This window comes from Shinella sp. SUS2 (genome assembly GCF_001262505.1).
Taxonomy (GTDB): domain Bacteria; phylum Pseudomonadota; class Alphaproteobacteria; order Rhizobiales; family Rhizobiaceae; genus Shinella.
The window spans coordinates 11,926-35,593 of the sequence record NZ_KQ410735.1; the positions used below are offsets into that span (position 1 = coordinate 11,926).

14 protein-coding genes and 1 riboswitch are annotated in these 23,668 nt (G+C 65.6%); of the genes, 4 read left to right on the top strand and 10 right to left on the bottom strand.

The window, feature by feature from the left end; translation table 11 throughout:
* Complete coding sequence (locus AKG11_RS20650) at positions 1-1,170, bottom strand: OpgC family protein (RefSeq protein ID WP_050745319.1); 1,170 nt, start codon at positions 1,168-1,170, stop codon at positions 1-3.
* Between the two features lie 25 nt (positions 1,171-1,195).
* A complete protein-coding gene (locus tag AKG11_RS20655; protein WP_050745320.1) occupies positions 1,196-9,697 on the bottom strand; it encodes a glycoside hydrolase family 94 protein in 8,502 nt (2,833 codons plus the stop codon).
* A 441-nt stretch (positions 9,698-10,138) separates the two neighbouring features.
* Positions 10,139-10,356, top strand: a riboswitch (cobalamin riboswitch).
* A 99-nt stretch (positions 10,357-10,455) separates the two neighbouring features.
* Between AKG11_RS20655 and AKG11_RS20660 the strand changes: the two genes are divergently transcribed.
* Positions 10,456-10,665: a hypothetical protein gene (locus tag AKG11_RS20660; protein WP_023514825.1), complete on the top strand. Its 210-nt coding sequence runs from the start codon at positions 10,456-10,458 to the stop codon at positions 10,663-10,665.
* An 83-nt stretch (positions 10,666-10,748) separates the two neighbouring features.
* Positions 10,749-14,540 (top strand): methionine synthase, encoded by a 3,792-nt coding sequence (gene metH, locus AKG11_RS20665; protein ID WP_050745321.1) that lies wholly within the window; start codon positions 10,749-10,751, stop codon positions 14,538-14,540.
* A gap of 6 nt (positions 14,541-14,546) precedes the next feature.
* On the opposite strand, the gene AKG11_RS20670 is transcribed toward metH, so the two are convergent.
* On the bottom strand, positions 14,547-15,581 hold the full coding sequence (locus AKG11_RS20670) for a YeiH family protein (protein ID WP_050745322.1): 1,035 nt from the start codon (positions 15,579-15,581) through the stop codon (positions 14,547-14,549).
* A gap of 78 nt (positions 15,582-15,659) precedes the next feature.
* Here AKG11_RS20670 and AKG11_RS20675 point away from each other — a divergent pair, with 78 nt between their 5' ends.
* On the top strand, positions 15,660-16,520 hold the full coding sequence (locus AKG11_RS20675; RefSeq protein WP_050745403.1) for a LysR substrate-binding domain-containing protein: 861 nt from the start codon (positions 15,660-15,662) through the stop codon (positions 16,518-16,520).
* Between the two features lie 56 nt (positions 16,521-16,576).
* On the opposite strand, the gene cobM is transcribed toward AKG11_RS20675, so the two are convergent.
* Positions 16,577-17,341, bottom strand: a complete 765-nt coding sequence (gene cobM / locus AKG11_RS20680; protein ID WP_050745323.1) for a precorrin-4 C(11)-methyltransferase — start codon at positions 17,339-17,341, stop codon at positions 16,577-16,579.
* Positions 17,338-18,600 (bottom strand): precorrin-6y C5,15-methyltransferase (decarboxylating) subunit CbiE, encoded by a 1,263-nt coding sequence (gene cbiE / locus AKG11_RS20685; RefSeq protein WP_371260121.1) that lies wholly within the window; start codon positions 18,598-18,600, stop codon positions 17,338-17,340. The genes cobM and cbiE overlap by 4 nt, the downstream gene beginning before the upstream one ends.
* Here cbiE and AKG11_RS20690 point away from each other — a divergent pair.
* Positions 18,593-19,363, top strand: coding sequence for a cobalt-precorrin-6A reductase (locus tag AKG11_RS20690; protein WP_050745325.1), 771 nt, complete (start codon positions 18,593-18,595; stop codon positions 19,361-19,363). The two genes, cbiE and AKG11_RS20690, sit on opposite strands and share 8 nt — an antisense overlap.
* Here AKG11_RS20690 and AKG11_RS20695 read toward each other — a convergent pair.
* The 5 genes from AKG11_RS20695 to cobF are packed head-to-tail and all read right to left on the bottom strand — an operon-like array spanning position 19,327 to position 23,591.
* Positions 19,327-20,091 carry a precorrin-3B C(17)-methyltransferase gene (locus AKG11_RS20695; RefSeq protein WP_050745326.1) on the bottom strand — a complete coding sequence of 255 codons (765 nt, stop codon included), beginning with the start codon at positions 20,089-20,091 and terminating at the stop codon, positions 19,327-19,329. The two genes, AKG11_RS20690 and AKG11_RS20695, sit on opposite strands and share 37 nt — an antisense overlap.
* A complete protein-coding gene (locus AKG11_RS20700; RefSeq protein WP_050745327.1) occupies positions 20,088-20,831 on the bottom strand; it encodes a precorrin-2 C(20)-methyltransferase in 744 nt (247 codons plus the stop codon). The genes AKG11_RS20695 and AKG11_RS20700 overlap by 4 nt, the downstream gene beginning before the upstream one ends.
* The gene (locus tag AKG11_RS20705) at positions 20,828-21,460 is read right to left on the bottom strand and encodes a precorrin-8X methylmutase (protein WP_023512818.1); all 633 of its coding nucleotides are present in this window, start codon (positions 21,458-21,460) and stop codon (positions 20,828-20,830) included. The genes AKG11_RS20700 and AKG11_RS20705 overlap by 4 nt, the downstream gene beginning before the upstream one ends.
* Entirely contained in the window at positions 21,457-22,815 is a 1,359-nt protein-coding gene (gene cobG / locus AKG11_RS20710) for a precorrin-3B synthase (RefSeq protein ID WP_050745328.1), read from the bottom strand. Before cobG ends, AKG11_RS20705 begins: the two co-directional genes overlap by 4 nt.
* Positions 22,812-23,591: a precorrin-6A synthase (deacetylating) gene (cobF, locus tag AKG11_RS20715; protein WP_050745329.1), complete on the bottom strand. Its 780-nt coding sequence runs from the start codon at positions 23,589-23,591 to the stop codon at positions 22,812-22,814. The genes cobG and cobF overlap by 4 nt, the downstream gene beginning before the upstream one ends.
* Positions 23,592-23,668 lie beyond the last annotated feature (77 nt).

The following is a 23,668-nucleotide window of genomic DNA, read 5'->3' on the forward strand; positions in this document are numbered from 1 at the left end:
TCATCGCTTCGGCGTATCGCTTTTGACCGGCAGGGCCTTCAGGCCCTGCCGTTTCGCATTCTGGGCGATGACGGCGGCCTGCCAGTCGAGGTACCGCGCATAGGCGAAATGCAACGCAATGCCGACGATGGCATAGAGCGTGCCGAGGATCGGGTTCTTGCCCGTGACGAACATCATCACCTGTCCCACCATGGCGAGGATCGTGCCGAAAATGAAGACGGCGAGCGAATGCCGTCCGACCGCGACAAGCGGGTGGGAGAGCGGCAGCGCCGCCCAGTTCGAGAGGGCGGGGATGACCGCCAACAGATAGGCCCCTGCCAGCACATGGAGAAGGCGGGTCGTCGACAGAAAGGTCTTGTCGAAGCCGGTGAGCACGGCAGGCAAGCCATAGGAAAAGTCGATGTTCCACCAGGAGAACACGACCCAGACGAACGAGACGGCGAGATAGGTCGCCGAGAGCGCCATCAGGACCGGATTGCGCGAAAAACCCTTCTTCTTCGCGCGCAGCACACCGACAAAACCGATGACGAAGAGGAACTGCCAGGACAGCGGATTGAGGAACCAGTAGCCGTCGTCGAGAAAATTCGACGGCGCGATCTGCCAGATGCCTGCACAGAGCCAGAGCGTGCCGGAGACGGCGAGCAGCAGATAGGCGCTGCGCTGGTAGAGCCAGAGAAATCCCGGCAGCATCAGGAAGACCACGGCATACATGGAGAGGATGTTGTTGTAGCCGAACTGGTGGCCGAGCAGCACCATGCTGACGACGCCCTGCTCCGTGCGGTCGACGACGGCACGCAGGTTGATCTCCGACAGGAGATCCGGCCGGCTGAACCACAGCGCCCCGCCGGCAAAGATGGCGAAAGTGATGACGCTCATCATGATATGGGCGACATAGAGCGTGAGGGCCCGGCGCAAGATGCGCAGCGTCACCGCCAGCCGTTCGCCGATGGCGAAGCGCGATCCATAGGCAAGGCCGACCGACATGCCCGATATCAGCACGAAGGCTTCCGCCGAATCGGAAAAGCCGAAATTCTTGTGCGTCAGGTGCTCCAGATACTGGCCGGGAACGTGATTGACGAAGATCGTCAGGAGGGCGAGGGCCCTGAAGACGTCGAGGCGCGTGTCGCGTTGCCGCGGCACGACGCCCGTCGGTCCTTGTCTGTCTGTCATGATACTCTGATCCACATGGCGTGAATCAGAGCAAATAACCCTCGTTTGAAGATTTGATGACAGAGCCGTTCACAGTTGTTTGCCATCCCCCGTCACCGCCACGCTCGACACGGATCGACAGTTTCCTGCCGTCAAGATCGAGCGTCGCCTCATAGCCGTCCCACGAGGCCGGCAGCACCGGATTGACGAAAAGACGGCCACCTTCCTTGCGGATACCCAGAATGCCTTCCACCGCGGCGCGGTAGAGCCAGCCGGCCGAGCCCGTATACCAGGTCCAGCCGCCACGCCCCGTGCGCTCACCTTCGCCGTAGACGTCGGCGGCGACGACGTAGGGTTCCACGCGATAGAGCTCGGCGGCTTCGGGCGTCAGCGCGTGGTTGACGGGGTTGAGGATGTTGAAGCAGGCCCAGGCATCCTCCGCCCGGCCGAGGCGGGCAAGCGCCAGCACGACCCAGGTCGAGGCATGGGTATACTGCCCACCATTTTCCCGCACGCCCGGCGGATAGGCCTTGATGTAGCCCGGATCCTGCGGCGTCTCGACAAAGGGCGGCGTGAACAGGCGGATGATTGCGTTCTCCCGGTCAACCAGCTCGGCCATGACTGCATCCATCGCTTGCCGCGAACGCGCCACATCACCGACACCGGACAGGACGCTCCAGCTCTGCGCGATGGAATCGATCCGGCATTCGGCGCTTTCGGCCGAACCGAGCGGCGTGCCGTCATCGAAGTAGCCGCGGCGGTAGTAGCCTCCGTCCCAGCCCGTGGTTTCCAGCACGACCTTGAGGCGGCCGAGATGCTCCTGCCACTGGTCCGCACGCGGTTGGTCGCCACGCTCGCGGGCGACCGGAATGAAGCCCGAGAGCGTGCCGGCCAGGAACCAGCCGAGCCAGACGCTCGTGCCCCGGCCCGCCTCGCCGACGCGGTTCATGCCGTCGTTCCAGTCACCGCCGAGGATGAGCGGCAAGCCGTTCTCTCCAGTGCGACGAAGCGCAAGATCGAGCGCACGGGCGCAATGTTCGTAGAGGGATGCCTCTTCCCCCGAGCGTTCCGGCGTGTAGAAGGCATCGTGCTGTCCCTCGGCGAGCGGAGCGCCCTGGATGAAGGCCAGCGTCTCATCGAGAATCCCGCGGTCGCCGGTGGTACGGCAGTAATACTCCACCGCATGGGCGAGCCACACCACGTCGTCGGAAATCATGGTGCGCACACCGGCACCGCTGTCGGGCAGCCACCAGTGCTGCACGTCACCTTCGACGAACTGGCGCGCTGCCGCATTGAGGATCTGGCGGCGGGCCAGTTCCGGCCGGTGAAGCACAAAGGCCAGCGTATCCTGCAGCTGGTCGCGGAAGCCGTAGGCACCGCTCGCCTGATAGAAGGCCGACCGGGCCTGGATACGACAACCGAGCGCCTGATAGGGCAGCCAGTCGTTGACCATCCGGTCGAGCGCCGCATCCGGCGTCTTGACCTGCAGCGTTCCGGTGAAATCGCTCCAGTAGGCACGGACGGTGGCCATGACCGCGTCGAAATCAGCCGAGCGGCTCTTTTCGGCAAGCGCCCTGGCACCGTCGGCGTCGGCCGTATCGCCGAGCACGAAGAGCAGTTCACGCTTCTCGCCAGGCTTCAGCACGATCTCGACCGCGAGCGCCGCGCAGGGATCGCCAATGCCCTCGGCCGAACCCGACAGCGCCTGCCCTGCCACGACCGCACCCGGCAGCACGATATCGCCGCCACGGCCGATGAACTCGCGACGCTTGGCGGTGAAGCCTGCGACCGGCGCATCGACGGCGAAGAAGCTGGTTCTTCCCGCAAAATCGAAGCTGTAGGGATTGGTGGCAAAGAGCGCACCGCTCTCCTCGTCCTGACTGGTCAGGACAAAAGGCGCGGTCTTCGCCGGGTTGTTGCCAAGCACCCATTCGACATAGCCATAGACCGTCAGGCTGCGCTCCGTCTCACCGGTGTTCTTGAGGGCGAGACGGGAATATTTGACCGGCTCTTCCGGATCGACCGTCTGCACGAGATCGAGTTCGATACCGTCCTCCCAACTGCGGAAGGCGGAATAGCCGAGGCCATGCCAGGTTTCGAACTTGACCGACTTCTTGCGCGACAGGGCGGCAAACGGCGTGGTGACCGTACCGCGGTCGTTGTCCCGTATGTAGAAAGCCTCGCCCGGGCGGTTGATCACAGGATCGTTCGTCCAGTGCGTCAGCTGGAAATCGCGCGAATTGCGGCTCCAGGTGTAGCTCGCGCCTTCCGCAGAAACATGGAAGCCGAAATGCTGGTTGGCGATGACGTTGATCCACGGCTGAGGCGTCGCCTCGCCGCCGCGAAGGCGCACGGCATATTCCCGGCGCTCCTCGTTGAAGCCGCCGAAACCGTTCCAGAAGGTCAGGCCCTTGCCGTCGATCTCCACCGGTTCATCGGCGACCGGGGCGGGCAGTTTCGGCACCGGCGCCGGCGTTGCTTCCGCCTTCGCCTCTTCCTCGCCGCGCGGTGTCGAGAAGAGGGAGACCGTGCGGGCGATCTGGTCGGAGAGTGTGCCGTTGCGGGCGTGGAAGACGGCGCGGGCCGTTGCCAGCAGCGCCTGCCAGGTGGTGACGTCCATCAGGTCGCGGCGCACCGTGAAGACATGCTGGCGCGCACCGTCGGACTGGCTGCGGATGCGCAGGTTCTCGCACATATGGTCGAGCGTGTGCTGCATGTCCTGCGCATAGGAGGCGGCGCGCTCGTTGAGGATGACGAGATCCGCGACGACGCCGCGGTGGCGCAGGTAATCCTGCGCGCGCAGCGCCTCGCGGGCGACTTCCACGTCGATCTCGTCGTTGATGCGCAGCACGAAGATCGGGAAATCGCCTGATATCGCCAGCGGCCAGAGCGCCGACTGGGCGGTGAGGCCGTTCTCGATCGTGCCGGTATCGGCCCTGAGATGCATGTCCGGATAGGTGAGGTAGCGGCCGAGCATCTGGAAACTCGCCGCCTCCTGCGAGGTGACGCCGACATGGCGCATATGCACCTGCGAGCGCGTCCAGGCATGGATCATTTCGTGATTGAAACTGTCCGGGTGGCGGTAGCGGTCGATGGCGGCGTCCACTTCCGCACGGCTCGGTGCGGCAACGGTCCAGAAGATGACCTTGACCTTCTTGCCCGCCGGCACGCGCACGACGCGGCGCAGCGCCATCACCGGATCGAGCGTAAAGCCGTCCGTGCCCGAAAGCTGCGCGCCCGGCTCGAAGGCGGCGGCCGTCGCCAGCGAGCGGCCGCGGCCGATGAAGCGGCGGCGGTCGGTCTCGACCTCGGTGCGGCGCGAGGGCCCGGCATTGTCCACGATGAGATGGGCGATGGACATGTCCGGCTCGTTCGGATTGCGCTTCTGGCGTTCCGCGCGGATGACATCGCCGCGTTTGCCGATCTCCGTCCTGATGAACATTTTCGAGAACATCGGATGGGCGCTGTCGGCGTCATCGGTCGAAATGACGGGCTCCATATAGGAGGTCACTTCGATGAAGCGGTCCTCCGGCCCGGTGTTGAGCAACGTCAGGCGGCGGCCTTCGGCATCGTGCTCGGTGGCGACGATGCATTCGACCTCGCTGGTCAGCGTGCCGACCGTCTTGATGAACTCCGCCTTGTCGTCGCCGAACTGGGTTTTCGTCACCTCGCCCTCGGCGCGCTTCGGTTCCGCGGTGGCGGACCACCAGTCGTTCGTCGCGGTGTCGCGCAGGAAGATGAAGGAGCCCCAGCGGTCTTCGGTCGGATCGGGTTTCCAGCGGGTGACGGACTGGCCGTTCCAGCGCGAATAGCCGGCACCGGTCGCCGTCAGCATGACGGCATAATGGCCGTTCGACAGGAAGACGGTCTCGCGCTCCTTGGAGAAGGGTTCCTTGATGATGCGGATTTCCGGGCGCAGGAGATCGGCCTGCGTGCTGCCGACGGTTTCGGGCTCGCGCTTGGCGTTGATGACCGGAATGTCGCGCGGCGCCTTTTCCTGCAGCAGCAGCTCGGCCGCCTCGATGACGGGATCGGCGTGGAAACGCTCACGCAGCGCGCCGTTGAAGACGACGTTGGCGACGGCGGCGATCGACATGCCGTGATGGTGCGCCATGTAGTTCTTCACCACGGCGCAGGTTTTTCCTTCCGGCACGCGGGTCGGCGTGAAATCGACGGCATCGTGGAAACCGTAGACGCCGAGCGCGCCGAGCTTGCGCAGGCGTTCGAGGTTTTCCAGCGCGGCCGTCGGCGCATATTGCGTCGCCAGCAGCGAGGCATAGGGCGCGATGACGGCGTTCTGGCCGAGGCCGCGCTTGAGGCCGAGCGTCGGCACGCCGAAATTGGTGTACTGGTAGGTCAGTTCGTGGTCGCGGGCGTTGAAGGCCGCTTCCGAAATGCCCCAGGGCGTGCCGAGGCGGCGGCCGTGGTTCATCTGCTCGACGACGACGAGATTGTTCGTCTGGTTCAGGATGCCGCCCTGGCGCTCCTGCATGACGAGCGGCGGCATCAGGTATTCGAACATCGAGCCGGACCAGGAGACCAGTGCCCCACGCGAGCCGACCGGCACGACCGGACGGCCGAGCTTGTACCAGTGCTCGGTGGGAAGGTCCCCCTTGGCGATGGCGAAGAGGCTGGTGAGGCGCGCTTCGGAAGCGAGCAGGTCGTAGCAGGCCTCGTCGAGTTCGTTGGTCTCGACGCGGTAGCCGATCGACAACAGGCGGCGCTCCGGCCGGAAGAGGAAGCCGAAATCCATCGTGAAGGCGATGTCGCGCGAGCGGTCGCGCAGCACGATGAGGCGTTCGCGCAGGCCCTCGATGCTGCCGAGGTCGAAAACGCTGTCGGCGATATGCGCCTCGCAGGTCGAGACCAGCGCGCCGGCCCATTTGGCAAGCTCGCCGCTCTCAGCCGATTTGATCTCGTGGTCGAGGTTGACGATCAGCTTGTTGACGTCGCGTGCCAGCACCGAGAGGTTGATGACGCGGATGGAGGCGAACTCATGCTCGCGCTTGACTGCGGCAAGCGCATTCTGGAAGCCGGCGATACGCTCCTCGATGAGGCGGCGCAGCGGACGCACGGTCTTCCGGTCATCCGGCAGGTCCTTCAGCGTCTCGGAGAGGATCGAGGCAACGTCGCCGATGCCGTCAAGGCTGCCCTGGAGATGCGCGGAGGGGGCTTCGGCCCATTCGCGGCACATAGAGGAGATGGCGATGAGGTGACCCGCGAGGTTGCCGCTGTCGACCGCCGAAACGTAGCGCGGTCCCAGCGTTTCCAGCGTGTTGGTGCGATACCAGTTGTAGAGGTGGCCGCGATATTTCGGCATGCCGTCGATGGTGGCGATCGTCTGTTCGAGGCGGCGCACCGTCTCTTCAAACGAGATCCAGCCGAAATCGCGGGCGGAGATGACCGAGAGCAGGTAGACGCCGACATTGGTCGGCGAGGTGCGCTCGGCAAGCACCGGCTGCGGCGTTTCCTGGAAATTGTCCGGCGGCAGGTAATGCTGTTCCGCCGTGACGAATTCCTCGAAATAGCGCCAGGTGCGCCGCGCGATCTTGCGCAGCTCCGTTGCAACATAATCGGAAACGACGAGCTGGTCCTCGGTCTCGGCTGTCTGGCTGACATACCAGGCGATCATGGGCGACAGAGCCCAGACGAGCGCAAAGGGTATGCCGATGTAAGGAAGGCCCGTATCCGAAATCATGGCAAGCGCCACGGAAAGGGCGGCAAGCGCCGGAGCCTGCCACATCGACTTGTAATGGGCGAGAATACCGCCGCGCGCCGCGCTGTCGGCCTGCGCGGCCGTGCGCCATTCCAGCATCAGCTTGCGGCTGACCAGCGTGCGATAGAGCGAACGCACGATGGCATCGGCCATCAGCGCCGCCGAATGGGCGATGAAGACGATACGCAGCGCCACCTGTGCGTTGGCCGCCCGGATGTCGGAGATCACGCGATGCACGTGCGCGCGGGCGACAATGTCGTTGCGGCGCGGCATGACGCCTGAAATCAGCGAGAGCGTGGGGGCGACGAAAAGCAGGAAGATCAGCACGAGCTGCCAGATCAGCGCCTGGCGCGGCTCCATGTAGTACCAGCCCATCACGGAGGCGACGAGCCAGCCGATCGGGATGAGGCTGCGGCGCAGGTTGTCGTACATCTTCCAGCGACCGAGCATGGAAATGCCGCTCGACGGGCCGAAAATATACGGCAGCAGCTGCCAGTCGCCACGCGCCCAGCGATGCTGGCGCGATGTTTCGACGCCGTAGCGCGTCGGGAAATCCTCGACCAGCTCCACATCCGTCACCAGCGCGCAGTGCGCCAAGGAGCCTTCGAGCAGGTCGTGGCTGAGCACCGAGTTTTCCTCGATGCGGCCCTTCACCGCCGCCTCGAAGGCATCGACATGGTAGAGGCCCTTGCCGGTGAACGTGCCTTCGCCGGCGAAATCCTGGTAGACGTCGGAGACCGTGAAGACATAGGGGTCGATGCCGCGGTCGGCGGAGAAGATGCGCTGGAAGGTCGAGGCTTCCTTGCCCGTCGTCAGGGACGGCGTGACGCGCGGCTGCAAGATGCTGTAGCCGGCGGTGACTTCGTTCTTTTCCGTGTCGATGACCGGACGGTTGATCGGGTGGTGCAGCTTGCCGACGAGCTTGGTCACCGCATCGCGCATCAGGCGCGTGTCGGAATCGAGCGTCATGACGTATTTCACGTCCGCCGGCACGATGTTGGCGCCCGGCAGGAAGGTCGTGTCGCCGTCACCGCGCAGGAGGAGGTTCAGCTCGTGCAGCTTGCCGCGCTTGCGCTCCCAGCCCATCCAGCACCCCTCGGACGGGTTGAACAGGCGGCGGCGGTGCAGGAGATAAAAGCGCGTGCGGCCGTCATAGGCATAGCGCGCCGAAAGCGTCGCGATCTCGCGCTTGGCATAATCGAGCACGTCGAGATCGGCGGGGGATTCCTCCGCCTGGCTGTCCGCCCAGTCGCTGAGCAGCGAGAAATAGATCTCGCCGCGCGGATTGGCGAGATAGTGGACTTCGAGATTGCGCACCAGTTCGTCGACATGGTCGCGCTTGGAGATCAGACACGGCACGACGACGAGCGTGCGCGCATCCTCGGGAATCCCGTCCTTGAACTCGTAGCCGACAAGGCGCGACGGCGTGACGAAGAAGGTGACAAGCGTGTTGAACAGGCCCGTCGCCCCTTCGGACGCCGGCAGCGCGAAAAGCACCAGCATGATCAGCCATGCGCCGTCGGGAATATCGAGCTGATCGAGGAAATAATAGACCGCGATCATCGCCAGCAGCGTCAGGATGATATTGGGTCCGGCAATGGCGAACCAGTCGAGCTTGCGGCCGAAACGCACGATGCGCTGGACGATCGACGGCCGGTAGCCGATGCGCTTTTCGAGCAGCTTCCGCTTCTTGCCCACGAGGAAGGCGGCGACATTGGCCTCGTAGTCGAGGTCCTCGACATGCGCCGCGGCGTCTTCCGCGGTCATCGCCAGTGCCGTCTCGGTCACCTCAAGCTCGGTCTTGCCGGATCTGCGGGCGAAGCGCTCGATCGTGTTGCGATACTTGTTGCGCGAGCCGAAATCGAGGTCGCTGTAGTCGGACCCCTGACGCAGCGCCTCGTCGAGGCGGCTGACGCTTTCAAACCAGACCGGCCACTCGGTATCGTCCACCGAGCGCAGGCTCTTGATGAGCGAACTCATCGTGACGTTGCCGGAGGAGAGGCGGTTGTTCTCCGCGACGATCAGTTCTTCGAGGTCGCTGCCGCGGCTCTCAATCTTGCGCTCCAGCCACTGGATCACCGCGCCGGAGGCCTGGAGGCCGTCGCGCAGGCGATAAAGCAGCTGGATGACGAACGTATTGTCCTCGATGAAGCTTTCCAGCGACTGGAGATGCGCGATGGACTTTTCCGGATCGTTGAGGCGGATCAGCTCATCGGCCACCTCGTTGGCCTTGAAACGCATCTTGCGCGAACGCTCGACGCGGCTGGAAATGCGGCGGAGGTTTTCAAGCAGCACGAAGCGGATGAAGGAGGGCAGCGCCCAGAGCTCGCCGATCTTCAGCGCGTCGATCTTCTGGAAGCCCTGAACAAAAGCCGTCAGCCCCTCATGCGAGACGCCGCTATGGGTGTGCGCGACATAGAGCCAGGCAAGCGCCAGCGTGCGCGGCATCACCTGCCCTTCGATCTCGATGGTCGGAAGCTGGCGATAGAAGCGGCGCGGAAAATCGCGTCGCACTTCCTGGATCGCCTCTTCGACGACGTAGTAGTTGTCGAGCAGCCATTCGGCCGCCGGCGTGATCTGCGCACCGGCTTCGACATCCTTGGCCGTGGCGCGATAGACGCGGAAGATTTCCTTCTCGTTTTCCTTGTGCCGGGCGCGGAATTCGAAAGGGTGGAAGCCGGGCAGCGCCGCGGTCTTGTCGCGCGCCAGCGCTTCACCGCAATCGGCGAGCTCCTCCAGCGACAGATAGGTGGCGCGGATCGAATCGTTATAATCGATCTGCTTGGCGTCGGCGTCGCGCGAAGGGGCTTGCGGCGTATTGTGAAGGGGCATGTTTCTGATTCTGGATCCGGCCATATGGAACCATCCGGCGACGGCCTTTGCGCCGAACGGTTTTTTGCGGGCAGGTTTCATCTCGGTGCCGCGATCAGCCATGTGACCAAACAGCGCCCGGACGGCGCGATTGGAATGGACATGGCTCAAGCGACACGCTGGTTGGCATCCTGGCCGCGTGGTGCATGAAAACGGCATTTTTTAGCCGTAAGGACAGAGACTTGCAACATGTCAACATGACCGGATGGCGCAGCATCGACCCTCATCTGCGGTTTTGGTGAATCGTGCGCCCCTCGCAGGAGGCGAGCGGACGCAAGGAGCAGGAGAATGGCAAATGGATGCGGCAGGAAAAAGTTCCCGCCCGCCCATCTGGCTGCCCGCCAAGCTGTGTCCAACCCGCCGAACGGAGCCTTGCACCATTGACTCGGTGCCGGCGCCAAGCCAGTTTGACGCCGTCAGGGTCTTCCGAGTCGATTGGCTCGGAGGCTAAGAGGGAAGCCGGTGCGATGCTCCGAAAGGAGCACCAAGACCGGCGCTGCCCCCGCAACTGTGAACGGCGAGCTGCTGTCGCTCCATGCCACTGGTGGATTTCACCGGGAAGGCGAGACAGACGCGATGACCCGCAAGCCAGGAGACCTGCCCTGACACTCGTAACGTCCATGGGCGGGGTGTCCCAGTGGTGCGCTTGCTTATCGCCTCCGGGCGAAGTTCCAGCAGCGTGCGTCCGGTCATCCCCCAATTTTCCGATTGGGGAAGAAATGCTTGCCATCACCGACAATGGTTTCGCCGGGAAACCGGAATCCATCTTCATCTCCTGGCTGCTCTGGCAGCCGCACGGCGCCGACCTTGCCGTCGAGGCGCTGAAGGAGGTCCAGAAACTCTCGCGCTATGAAAAGGTCGATCCCGACATCGCCAGACTGAAGGCGCTGTTCGCCTCCCTGGCCGGGTCGAATCGGCCGATGCACTGACCTCTAAGGCATAAAGACATATTGACATAAAGATATCTTTATGTGATTTCCGGTGCAGGATTATTGCACCGGAGGGCTTTGCCGTGGCCGAATCGCACCTGGACACCCTGTTCGGACCTGAACTGCCGCCACGCGATGGGCGCGAGATTCTCGCTGCCCTTCAGGCCGCCGCACGCGAGCGCATCCTGGTGCTCGACGGCGCCATGGGCACGGAAATCCAGACGCTGAAGCTGGTGGAAGAGGATTTCCGCGGCGATCGCTTCGGCGATTGCGCATGTCACCAGCAGGGCAACAATGACCTCCTGACACTGACCCAGCCCGGCGCGATCGAGGACATCCACTATCGCTACGCGCTGGCCGGTGCGGATATTCTCGAAACCAACACCTTCTCCTCCACGACCATCGCCCAGGCCGATTACGGCATGGAGGACATGGTCTATGAACTGAACCGTGACGGCGCCCGCCTTGCCCGCCGCGCCGGCCTCAGGGCCACCGAAAAGGACGGCCGCCGCCGCTTCGTCGCCGGCGCACTCGGCCCGACGAACCGCACGGCCTCCATCTCGCCTGACGTCAACAATCCCGGCTACCGCGCCGTCACCTTCGACGACCTCAAGCGCGCCTATGCGGACCAGCTGCGCGGCCTCATCGACGGCGGCGCCGACATCATCCTGATCGAGACGATCTTCGACACGCTGAACGCCAAGGCGGCGATCTTCGCCACCCGCGAAGTCTTCGAGGAAAAGGGCATCGAGCTGCCCGTCATGATCTCGGGCACGATCACCGACCTCTCGGGCCGCACGCTGTCCGGTCAGACGCCGGAGGCCTTCTGGAACTCGGTACGCCACGCCGATCCCTTCTCCATCGGCCTCAACTGCGCACTCGGTGCCAACGCCATGCGCGCCCATCTCGCGGAGATCTCCTCCGTCGCGCAAACCTTCGTCTGCGCCTATCCCAATGCCGGCCTGCCGAACGCCTTCGGCAAATATGACGAGACGCCGGAGGAAATGGCCGCCCAGATCGAGGGCTTCATGCGCGATGGCCTCGTCAACATCGTCGGCGGCTGCTGCGGCTCGACGCCGGACCATATCCGCGCCATCGCGGCGGCCGCCGCACGCCACGCACCGCGCGCAATCCCCGACATCCCGCGCCACATGCGCCTCTCGGGCCTCGAGCCCTTCACGCTGACCGAGGCTATCCCCTTCGTGAATGTCGGCGAGCGCACCAACGTCACGGGCTCGGCGAAATTCCGCAAGCTGATCACCGCGGGCGACTATGCCGCGGCGCTCGATGTCGCGCGCGACCAGGTGGCGAACGGCGCGCAGGTCATCGACATCAACATGGACGAGGGCCTGATCGATTCCGCCAAGGCCATGACGGAATATGTGAACCTCATCGCCGCAGAACCTGACATCGCCCGTGTTCCGCTGATGATCGACAGTTCGAAATGGGAGGTGATCGAGGCAGGCCTGAAATGCGTGCAGGGCAAGCCGCTGGTCAATTCCATCTCGCTGAAGGAGGGCGAAGAGGCCTTCCTTCACCATGCCAAGCTCGTGCGCGCCTATGGCGCCGCCGTCGTCGTCATGGCCTTCGACGAGAAGGGCCAGGCCGACACGAAGGCACGCAAGGTGGAAATCTGCACCCGCGCCTACAAGCTGCTCACCGACGTCGCAGGCCTTGCACCCGAGGATATCGTCTTCGACCCAAACATCTTCGCCGTCGCGACAGGCATCGAGGAGCACGACAATTACGGCGTCGACTTCATCGAGGCGACGGCAGAGATCACAGCAACACTGCCGCATGCCCACATTTCCGGCGGCGTCTCCAACCTCTCCTTCTCCTTCCGCGGCAACGAGCCCGTGCGCGAGGCGATGCACGCCGTCTTCCTCTACCACGCCATCCAGGCGGGCATGGACATGGGCATCGTCAATGCCGGCCAGCTCGCCGTCTACGACACGATCGAGCCGGACCTGCGCGAGGCCTGCGAGGACGTTGTGCTGAACCGCGTGCCGAAGACCGGCGGCACCGCTACCGAACGCCTTCTGGAGATTGCCGAGCGCTTCAAGGGCGCTGCCGGCAAGGAGGCCAAGGAGCGTGATCTCGCCTGGCGTGACTGGCCGGTGGAAAAGCGCCTCGAACACGCGCTCGTCAACGGTATTACCGAATTTGTCGAGATCGATACAGAAGAGGCTCGTCAGAACGCCGAGCGCCCGCTGCACGTCATCGAAGGTCCGCTGATGGCCGGCATGAACATCGTCGGCGACCTCTTCGGCGCGGGGAAGATGTTCCTGCCGCAGGTGGTGAAATCCGCCCGCGTGATGAAACAGGCCGTCGCCGTGCTGCTGCCCTACATGGAGGCTGAAAAGCTCGCCAATGGCGGCAGCGGCGAGCGCCAGAGCGCCGGCAAGATCCTGATGGCGACCGTCAAGGGCGACGTGCACGATATCGGCAAGAACATCGTCGGCGTCGTGCTCGCCTGCAACAATTACGAGATCATCGACCTCGGCGTCATGGTGCCGGCAACGAAGATTCTTGAGACGGCAAAGGCCGAAAAGGTCGACATCATCGGCCTCTCCGGCCTCATCACCCCTTCGCTCGACGAGATGGTGCATGTCGCCGCCGAAATGGAGCGCGAGGGCTTCGACATCCCCCTCCTCATCGGCGGGGCGACGACGAGCCGCGTGCACACGGCGGTGAAGATCCATCCGCGCTACGACCGCGGCCAAACCGTCTACGTCACCGATGCCAGCCGCGCCGTCGGCGTGGTCGGCAGCCTGCTGTCGGCTGACATGAAACCCGGTTATGTCGAGACGCTGAAGGCGGAATACCGCAAGGTCGCGGATGCCCACGCCCGAAGCGAGGCCGAAAAACAGCGCCTGCCGCTCGCCAAGGCCCGTGAAAATGCCTTCAAGGCTGATTGGTCTGCCTACCGGCCGAAGACGCCGTCCTTCCTCGGCACGCGCGTCTGGCAGGACTGGGACCTCGCGGATCTCGCCCGCTATATCGACTGGACCCCCTTCTTCCAGACCTGGGAGCTGAAGGGTGTCTATCCAAAAATCCTCGACGATGAGAAACAGGGCCCCGCCGCCCGCCAGCTCTTTGCCGATGCGCAGGCGATGCTGGAAAAGATCATCGCCGAAAGATGGTTCACGCCGAAAGCCGTCGTCGGCTTCTGGCCGGCCGGAACCGTGGGCGACGACATCCGCCTCTTCACCGACGAGGCGCGAAACAAGGACCTCGCCACCTTCTTCACGCTGCGCCAGCAGCTTTCGAAGCGCGACGGACGGCCGAATGTCGCCCTTTCCGATTTCGTGGCGCCTGTCGACAGTGGCAAGCCGGATTATCTCGGCGGCTTCGTCGTCACGGCCGGCATCGGGGAGATCGCCATCGCCGAACGTTTCGAGCGGGCGAATGACGACTACAACTCGATCCTCGTCAAGGCGCTGGCCGACCGCTTCGCCGAGGCCTTTGCCGAGCGCATGCACGAATATGTGCGCAAGGAACTCTGGGCCTATGCGCCGGACGAGACCTTCTCCCCGACCGACCTCATCGGCGAACCCTATGCCGGCATCCGCCCCGCGCCGGGCTATCCCGCCCAGCCGGACCATACGGAGAAGACGGCGCTCTTCCGCCTGCTCGATGCCGAGAAGCAGATCGGTGTCGAACTCACCGAGAGTTTTGCCATGTGGCCCGGCTCCTCCGTCTCCGGCCTCTACATCGCCTCGCCGGAAAGCTACTATTTCGGCGTCGCCAAGGTGGAGCGGGACCAGGTGGAGGACTATGCCCGCCGCAAGGGCATGACCGTCATGGAAGTGGAGCGCTGGCTCGGCCCGGTACTCAACTACGTGCCAGTGACCGCGCGGGAAAACGCGGCCTGAGTTTCCTCAGGCCGTCGCAAGGTTCAAGAACACGACCATGCCATAGCTCACGGCGACCAGCACGCCGAGCGACAGGACGACCGCGGCCGTCACCCGCGGGCCGGCCCGCATCACGCGCCTGAGGTCGATGCCGAGGCCGAGGGCGGCCATGGAGAGGATGGTCAGTACGGTCGCAGCGCGCGCCATGCCTTCGGCAAGCCCCGCATCGATCAGGCCGAAACTGCGCGCAGCGAGCATAGCGAGGAAGCCGAGGATGAACCATGGCACCAGCCGGTGCAGCGCCGGGCGACGACCACTCTCCTTACCTGCTGCAAGCGACAGGAAGAAGATCACCGGCCCCAGCATCAACACGCGCACGAGCTTGACGAAGGTGCCGATCTGGATGCTGAGCGCGGAGACCGGGGCGGTGGCGGCCAGCACCTGCGGCACCGCATAGACCGTCATGCCCGCCATCACGCCGTAGCCCGTCGCCGAAAGGCCGAGCAATGGCACCAGCACCGGCAGCAGCAGCACCGTGACCATGCCGAGAACGGCGGTGAAGGCGATGGAGGAAGCGACGTCCTCCGCATCGGCGCGGATGACCGGCGCCGTCGCGGCGATGGCAGAGTTGCCGCAGATCGAATTACCGCAGGCAACCAGCAGCGCAACAGTGCGGGAGAGGCCGAGGCCGCGCCCGATGGCATAGCTTGCAAGGAGAACGACGCCCACCACCGCCGCGATCGCCCCGATCAGCAGCCAGCCCATGCCGGCAATTGCCATGGCGCTGACGCCCGCACCGAGAAGCACGATCGCAATTTCAAGGAAGTACTTCGCGGAAAAGGCGATGCCGGGATCGAACACCGCCGGCCGTTTCAGCAGCAGGCGGCAGACGGCACCGATCAGGATCGCCAACACCAACGCCTCGATCCACGCCCCGCCCGACAGGTGCATTTCCAGCCGCTCGGCGAGCACGGCGAGGCCCGACACGAAGCCGGAGAGCAATACCCCGGGCAGAAGTACACGAATTCCAAGGAATGATGATTTATTAGGCGAATTTTCCATGTGCGGACGATGCGCTTGAAAACCTGTTCGATCCATCGGTAAATATCGGACATTTCATTCGACTGGATCGAACAGATGATGACGCTGGAACAACTCCGTATCTTCGTCGCCGTGGCGGAACGGGAGCACCTGACGAGGGCCGCGGAGGCACTGAACCTCACGCCCTCGGCCGTCAGCTCAGCCATCCGCGTGCTGGAGGAGCGCTACGGCATCGCGCTGTTCCATCGTACGGGGCGGCGGATCGAGTTGACCGAGACGGGTGAGGCCTTCCTGCCGGAGGCGAAAGCCACGCTGGCGCGGGCGGGCAGTGCAGACCTCTTCCTCACCGAGATCGGCGGCCTGAAACGCGGCACGCTGACGCTTGCCGCCAGCCAGACCATCGCAGGCTACTGGCTGCCGCCGCGTCTCATGCATTTCCGCAAGACCTATCCGGCGATCGACATCCGCTTGACCGGAGGCAACACCGACGAAGCTGCCGAAGCGGTTCTCGACGGGCGGGCGGAACTCGGTTTCGTCGAAGGCGAGATCGACCACCCTGCCCTCGTCCAGCGCGTGGTGGCGCGCGACCGGGTCGTCATCGTCGCGCCGTCGGGCCATCCGCTCGCCGGCAAGCCCGATATCGATGCGGACGACCTGGCCGCCGCCCGCTGGGTGCTGCGCGAACCAGGCTCGGGCACGCGGCGTGCCCTGACGGCGGCGCTGCCCGAGGAGGCGCTCGACATCGCGCTCTCCCTGCCTTCCAACGAAGCCGTGCGCAGCGCCGTTCTCGTCGGCCAGACGCTGACAGCGGTCTCCGAATTCGTCGTAAAGGACGACCTTGCCGCCGGCCGGATGGCCCGCATCGCCTTCGAACTGCCGGAACGCGCCTTCCGCCTGCTCCGCCACAAGGAGCGCTACCGCTCCCGGGCCTCGCTCGCCTTCGAGGCCGAGCTAACCTAGATCATTTCCGCTTTTCTTCGAAACGCGAACCGCCGTACACTTTGGCTGGGATGGCTTTATAGTCCGTCGCGCCCCCGGAACCGGCGCTGGTATGCGGGATCGTAGAGCGAACTTTCGCGAAAATCCTCAGCGCCGAGCGAGCGGCCGACGAAGATCAGCGCCGTGCGCTCGATCGGCTCCTCGGCGACCTTCGCCGCGATATCCGCCAGGGTGCCGCGCACCACGCGCTCATCGGGCCAGGAGGCTTTCACCACGATCGCCACCGGGCAATCCGCGCCATAGAGCGGTGTCAGGTCCGAGACGACCTTGTCCAGTGCGTGGATGGCGAGGTGGATCGCCAGCGTCGCCCCCGTCGCGCCGAAATTCGCCAGCGTCTCGCGGTTCGGCATCGGTGAGGCACGGCCGGAAACACGGGTGAGCACGAGGCTCTGGGCGACGGCGGGAATGGTGAGCTCACGCCCGAGCGCGGCGGCGGCGGCGGCAAAGGAAGGCACGCCCGGCGTCAGCGTGTAGGCGAGCCCGTGTTTTTCCAGCCGGCGGATCTGCTCGGCGACGGCACTCCAGACGGAGAGATCGCCGGAATGCAGCCGCGCCACATCCTCGCCCGCCGCGGCGGCGCGCAGATATTCGGCCTCGATCTCGTCGAGCGACATCGGCGCCGTATCGACGATGCGTGCGTCCGGCGGGCAATATTGCAGGAGTTCCGGCGACACGATGGAGCCGGCATAGAGGCAGACCGGGCAGGCGCCGATGAGATCACGGCCACGCACGGTGATGAGATCGGCAGCACCGGGGCCGGCGCCGATGAAATGAACAGTCATACTTGGTCCTCGATAGGTTGCGCCGGCTTCACCCAGGCCCACTGCGTGACCGGCATGGCCGGCCGCCAGCCCGTCATCTGCCCGACAGGCGATGCGCGCGCGATGTCGATCCGGATCAGCGAACCGCCGAGCCGGGCGTGCTGGGCGAGGAGCACGGCTTCCATTTCCGTCGTCACCGCATTGGCGACAAGCCGGCCACCCGGTTTCAGACGGTCGATCGCCGCCGGCATGACGCCCGCCTCACTGCCGCCACCGCCGATGAAGATCGCATCCGGCGCGGCCAACCCCACCAGAGCCTCCGGCGCCATGCCCTCGACCACCGCAAGACCCGGTACACCGAAGCACCCGGCATTGCGGTGAATGCGAGCGGCCCGCTCCGCATGGCCCTCGACGGCGATGGCCCTGAGCGAGGGGTCGGCCAGCATCCATTCGATACCGATGGAGCCCGAGCCGGCCCCGATATCCCAGAGAAGCTCGCCGCGGCGCGGCGCGAGAGCCGAGAGCGTCAGCGCGCGAACCTCGCGCTTGGTGATCTGGCCGTCATGCTCGAACAGCCCGTCGTCGAGGCCCGGCGTGTAGGCGAGCACCCGCGCCCCGTCTCCGGCGACAATCTCCACCGCGCAGACATTCAGCATGTCAGCCTCATCGAGGGCGAACTGCCCGGCCCGATGGTGGCTCACTCGTTCCCGTGCGCCACCGAGGGCTTCCAGCACAGTTAGCGCCGAGCCGCCGAACCCGCTTTCAGCCAGAAGAGCGGCAAGCGCCGCCGGCCCGTCGCTGTCCGAGGTCAGCGCCAGGATACGGCAGCCGGGATGCAGGTGCGGGCGGATGAGGTCGACGGGGCGGCCGTGCAGCGAAACACAGACCGTGTCCTGCAGGGCCCAGCCCAAACGCGATGCAGCGAGACTGAAGGCAGAGGGGGCAGGAAAAACGCGCATCTCCGCCCGCGCGATGCGCCGGGAGAGCGTGACGCCGACGCCATAGAAAAAGGGATCGCCCGAGGCGAGCACGACGACGGCCCTGCCGCGCGCAGCCAGAACAGCCTCCACCGAGCGCTCGAAGGGACTGAGCCAGCCATGGCGGTCGCCACGGATCGCCGCATCGGCAAGCTCCAGGTGCCGCGCGCCGCCGAAGACGATCTCCGCGCGGCCGATCGCGGCCTTGGCCTCGTCGCCGAGACCCGCTAGACCGTCTTCGCCGATCCCGACGATGGAAAGCCAGGGAGCGGCTGTCGAAAGGGACTGATCAGGCGTGGACAAACGACGCATCCTCATCTTGGGCGGCACGGCGGAAGCCCGCAACCTTGCAGGCGTGCTCGCCGACAGAACCGATCTTGCCGTAACGCTGTCGCTCGCCGGCCGCACGCTCGACCCCGCGCCGCAACCCGTACCCGTGCGCACCGGCGGCTTCGGCGGCGTCGAGGGGCTTTCGGCCCATCTGCGCGACGAGGCCATCGATCTCCTGATCGACGCGACGCATCCCTTCGCCCGGCAGATCTCCGCCAACGCACGCGCCGCCAGCGCGGCGACCGGCATTCCGCTGCTGCGGCTGGAACGGCTCGGCTGGGATATGGTGGAGGGTGACCGCTGGACGCGCGTCGCCAATATGACGGAGGCCGTGGGCGCGCTCGGCAAAGTGCCGCGCCGCGTGTTCCTTGCCATCGGCCGCCAGGAGGCGAAGGCCTTCGACGCCGCGCCGCAACATCACTATCTCGTGCGCAGCGTCGATCCCGTCGACCCGACGCTTGTCGCACCCGATGTCGATTATCTGCTCGCCCGCGGCCCGTTTACCGTGGACGCGGAGGTCGAACTTCTGCGCGGCCATCGTATCGATGTCGTCGTCAGCAAGAATTCCGGTGGAGACGCCACCTATGGCAAGATCGTCGCGGCGCGCAGTCTCGGCCTGCCCGTCGTTCTGGTCGATCGGGCAGAGGCACAGGATGGCCACCACGCAGGAACCGTCCAGGATGCGGTGCGGCTCGCCGATCATCTCATCGGCTCTTCGAGGAAGCGCGGCGTATAGACGAGATCCGGCAGGCCCGGACGGGAAATGACGCGCGTTGCCGGCGAACCGATGACGACGCAAGTCGCCATATCGGCACGCTCCGCCTCTGCCTCGCCGAGCGGCATGACCAGTATGCGCTCATCCGGGCGACCCGCGGCACGGCCGAAGATGACGGGCGTTGTCGCCGGAAGCGTCTCCCGCAGGATTTCAAAGGCCCGGCCGAGTTGCCAGGGCCGCGCTTTGCTGATCGGATTGTAGAGCGCGACAACAAGACCCGCCTCGGACACCAGGCGCAGCCGCTTCTCGATGATCTCCCAGGGTTTCAGGTTGTCGGAAAGCGAGATCGCGCAGAAATCATGGCCGAGCGGCGCACCGATGCGCGCGGCGACCGCCAGCATGGCGGTGACACCGGGCACGATGGTGAGATCGACCGCCTTCCACTCGTCCGGTCCCGCATCGATCGCCTCGCAGACGGCCGCCGCCATGGCGAAGACCCCGGGATCCCCGCCCGAGACGACACAGACATCGACACCCTCGGCCGCCCGCTTCAGCGCGGCTTCGGCCCGGTTCAGCTCCTCGCGATTGTCGGAGGCGACCTTGATCTGGTCCGGCCGGAGGTTCAGCCGGTCGATATAGGGAAAGTAGCCGAAGAATTCGCGCGCAGCCTCGACCGCCTGTCTTGCCTCCGGCGTCATCTGGTCCGGATTGCCCGGCCCGGTGCCGATCACGAAAAGCCGGCCGGTCATGCGCGGCCGCTCCAGCCCGGCACGAGCACCAGCGAGAAATAGGGCGCGGTGTCGTCGGGCTTTTCGGAAAGCCGCATCGACCGGCTGGTCGGCATGGTGCCGCGCTCGACATAGATCGCCTCGCCGAGCCGGCCGGCCTTTTCCAGCGCCCGCCGGATTTTCGGCAGGTTGCGGCCGACCTTCATGATGACGGCGGCCTCGGTGTCGACGAGGCGGCGTGACAGCTCGCCCTCGCCCATCGTGCCCGGGAGCACGGAGAGCACGTCGTCACCCTGCACGATGGGCAGGCCCGACAGCGACCAGCAACCGGACATGGCCGTGATTCCGGGAATGACCTCGGTCGGGAACCGATCGGCGAGCCTCACGTGGAGATGCATGTAGGAGCCGTAGAACATCGGATCGCCTTCCGAGAGGATGGCGACCGTGCGGCCGGCGGCAAGGTACTCCGCAACGGCGGCGGCCGAGGCGTCGTAGAAGGCGGTGATCTGGCGCTTGTAGTCGTCGTGGTCCTTGTCGATTTCCGTCGTCACCGGATAGTAGAGCGGCAGCTCCGCCATTCCGGGCTTCAAGAGGCCCTCAACGATCGCCCGCCCATTGCCCGCGCGGCCGGCCTTGGCGAAGTAGGCAAGCACATCCGCCTCGCCGATCGCCCGCACCGCCTTCAGCGTCAGGAGTTCCGGATCGCCCGGTCCCGTGCCCACGCCATAAAGTCGTCCCGTCACCGTCGCCACCCTGTTCATAGCCCCGGCCTCGCCAGAGAATTGAGCGCCGCGGCCGTCATGGCGCTGCCGCCGAGGCGACCCCGCACGATGGCGAAGGGCACGTCGTAGGAGTTTTCGGCAAGCGCATCCTTGGATTCCGCGGCACCGACGAAACCGACCGGCATGCCGAGGATTGCCGCCGGCTTCGGCGCGCCGTCGCGCAGCAATTCCAGCAGGTAGAACAGCGCCGTCGGCGCATTGCCGATAGCGACGACAGAACCGGCGAGACGATCGAGCCAGAGGCGGATGGCCGCGGCCGAGCGCGTGTTGCCGATATCCCGGGCGATGTCGGGCGTGCGCGGATCGCGCAGCATGCAGAGCACCTCGTTGCCGGCCGGCAGGCGGGCGGCCGTCACGCCGCGCGCGACCATCTCGGCATCACAGAAGATCGGCGCACCGGCCTGGAGCGCGCCGCGCGCCGCCGTGACGAAACCGGGAGAGAAAACGAAATGCGGTGCCGCCTCGACGAGGCCTGCGGCATGGATCATGCGCACGGCGACGTCCGATTCCTCTTCGGAAAAGCGCGAGAGATCGGCTTCGGCGCGGATGATCGCGAAGGATTTTTCGTAGATGGCCGTGCCATCCTTGATGTAGTCGTAATCGGTCATTGTTGGCCTTGATAAGCAGAAACCAGGGTGTCGGACGCGGTGCGGTCGATGAGGTTTCCCGCCGTCTCGCCGTCCACACGACGCGCGCGCAGGAGGGCACCGAGACGATGCAGGGCGGGCCGCAGCGCATCGGCGGGCAGGATCGCGGCGGCGCCATCGCCCGCACGCCCGCCAAGAACAAGACCGACGCCGGCGGCAGTGCCGCAAAGCGTGACCGCGGCCGCGGCCGGATGGGCGCAGCCCTTCGGGCAGCCGGAAACATGCACGTCGAAGGAACCATCCAGGAGATCGCCGGCTTCCGCCACAAGGGCATCGGCGGCGGCGTGGGTATCGAAGCTGGCCGAAGCGCAGCCGGCGGAACCGGCGCAGACGGAGACGGTCCGACCCGGCGCATCCTGCGTGCTCCAGACACGTCCCCGCGTCGCACAGGCCTGCGCGGCGGCCACCGTTTCCGCGCAGAGCCCGCGTACCAGCAGCGCGTGATGCGGCGCGAGGCGGAACTCCGTTGCGCCACAGGCGACCAGCTCCCGTGTCAGGGCGGCAAACCGGTCGGCATGGATCTGACCATAGGCCGGGGCGAGCCCCAGAACCGTTTCGTCTCCGATCCCGTGCACACCGAGCGGATGAACGGGTGAAGCGACCGGAATCGGCGGCACCGGAGCCGCACCGAGAGCCGCCGCCAGCAGCGTTGGATCGAGATCCCGCCCCCGCGCCGCCGGCCCGATGGCGGCAAGGGCAGCGGCGACTGTCATCACGCCGTCGACAGCCTTTTCGCCGGGCAGCAGCGCAACGGCCCGCGCCGTCATGCGATCACCACCGAGGGCAAGCCGCCAGGCAAGGCCTCGTGTGCCGGCGACCGCATCGAGGCGGATATCGGCAACCATGTCGGCAAGAGACAACACACCGCCGCCATCGACGACGACGGCAAGCTTCGGCGCGAGAACAAGAGCGGCATCGGCAAGAGCCGCCCGCAGTGCATCGGCAAACGGCGCAGCATCGGCAAGTTCGGACGGATCGATGCCGGCAAGCGGCGGCACTTCGATGGCAACGCCCGTCTGCGGGACGATGCCGGCCGCGGCGAGCCCGACGGCAAGGTGCGGAACGGAAGCATCCGTAAGGCCGCGAAGCTGGAGATTGCCGCGCGCGGTGATTTCGATAAGGCCATTGCCATGCGCCCGCGCCAGATCGGCAAGCGCAAGGAGATCGTGCGCGGTGAGGGCCGCCGCGGTGGGGCGCAGGCGCACCAGCAGGCCGTCGCCAGTCCGCATCGGAGTGGCGAGGGAAGGGCAGGCGCCGCGCCGCAACGCGCCGATCTCGCCCAGGGGGCCCGGAAGCATCGCACAGGTCACCGTCATGCCGCGCCCTCCTCCGCTTCGGGCGCCGGGCGACGGATCAGGTAGGTGTCCATGATCCAGCCATGCGCGGCGCGCGCCTTTCGGCGCGTCTCGCTGATCGTATCGGCGACGTCGGAAAGCCGGCCGGACAACAGGATCTCGTGCGGCGTGCCGAGATAGGCGCCCCACCAGATCTCCGCTTCCGGATCCTCGACCGTCCGAAAGGCTTCGACGCCGTCGAGCATGACGAGCGCATCGCGCGAGGATTCCGGCCAGGCGCCGGCAAGGCGGCGGCCTGTGGTGATCTCGACCGGCAGGCCGATGCGGTTGAGCGTGATGGCATGGCTGGCGCAGAGCGCCTGGACGCTGGTGATGCCGGGAATGACCTCGATCTCGAAGGCGACACGGCCGGCCATGCGCACGTGATCGATAATACGCAGCGTGCTGTCATAGAGCATCGGATCGCCCCAGACGAGCAGGCCGAGCGTCTCGTCCGCACCGGTCTCGTTGAGGAGAGTGCGTTCGTAGATGGCCGCGATGGCGCGGTGCCAGTCGTTGACGCCATCCTCGTAGCTTCCGTCGGCGCGGCGCACCGGCACGGGGTAGTCGAGGATGCGGCAAGCGGCATTGTCGAGGAAACGGTCGCAGATTTCGCGGCGCGCATCGGCGAGAAAGGCCTTTTCATCGCCCTTCGTCGGAATGAGCAGCACATCGGCCCGGTTCAGCGCCTGAATTGCCTGAACAGTCATGTGCTCGGGATTGCCCGCGCCGATCCCGATGACCAGTATCTTTCTCAAAAGCCCGTCTCCCGTGCGACCCTGCGCTCCCGGTTCGCGGCCCGACTTGGGTCCCGCACCCCTTCCTAATCCCAAAA

Coding starts and splice junctions, on each gene's coding strand:
- cobM (WP_050745323.1), bottom strand. CDS start 17,341: ATGACTGTTCATTTCATCGGCGCCGGCCCCGGTGCTGCCGATCTCATC.
- AKG11_RS20650 (WP_050745319.1), bottom strand. CDS start 1,170: ATGACAGACAGACAAGGACCGACGGGCGTCGTGCCGCGGCAACGCGAC.
- AKG11_RS20675 (WP_050745403.1), top strand. CDS start 15,660: ATGACGCTGGAACAACTCCGTATCTTCGTCGCCGTGGCGGAACGGGAG.
- AKG11_RS20695 (WP_050745326.1), bottom strand. CDS start 20,091: ATGACCGGCCGGCTTTTCGTGATCGGCACCGGGCCGGGCAATCCGGAC.
- AKG11_RS20700 (WP_050745327.1), bottom strand. CDS start 20,831: ATGAACAGGGTGGCGACGGTGACGGGACGACTTTATGGCGTGGGCACG.
- AKG11_RS20705 (WP_023512818.1), bottom strand. CDS start 21,460: ATGACCGATTACGACTACATCAAGGATGGCACGGCCATCTACGAAAAA.
- AKG11_RS20660 (WP_023514825.1), top strand. CDS start 10,456: ATGCTTGCCATCACCGACAATGGTTTCGCCGGGAAACCGGAATCCATC.
- AKG11_RS20655 (WP_050745320.1), bottom strand. CDS start 9,697: ATGCCCCTTCACAATACGCCGCAAGCCCCTTCGCGCGACGCCGACGCC.
- AKG11_RS20670 (WP_050745322.1), bottom strand. CDS start 15,581: ATGGAAAATTCGCCTAATAAATCATCATTCCTTGGAATTCGTGTACTT.
- cobG (WP_050745328.1), bottom strand. CDS start 22,815: ATGACGGTGACCTGTGCGATGCTTCCGGGCCCCCTGGGCGAGATCGGC.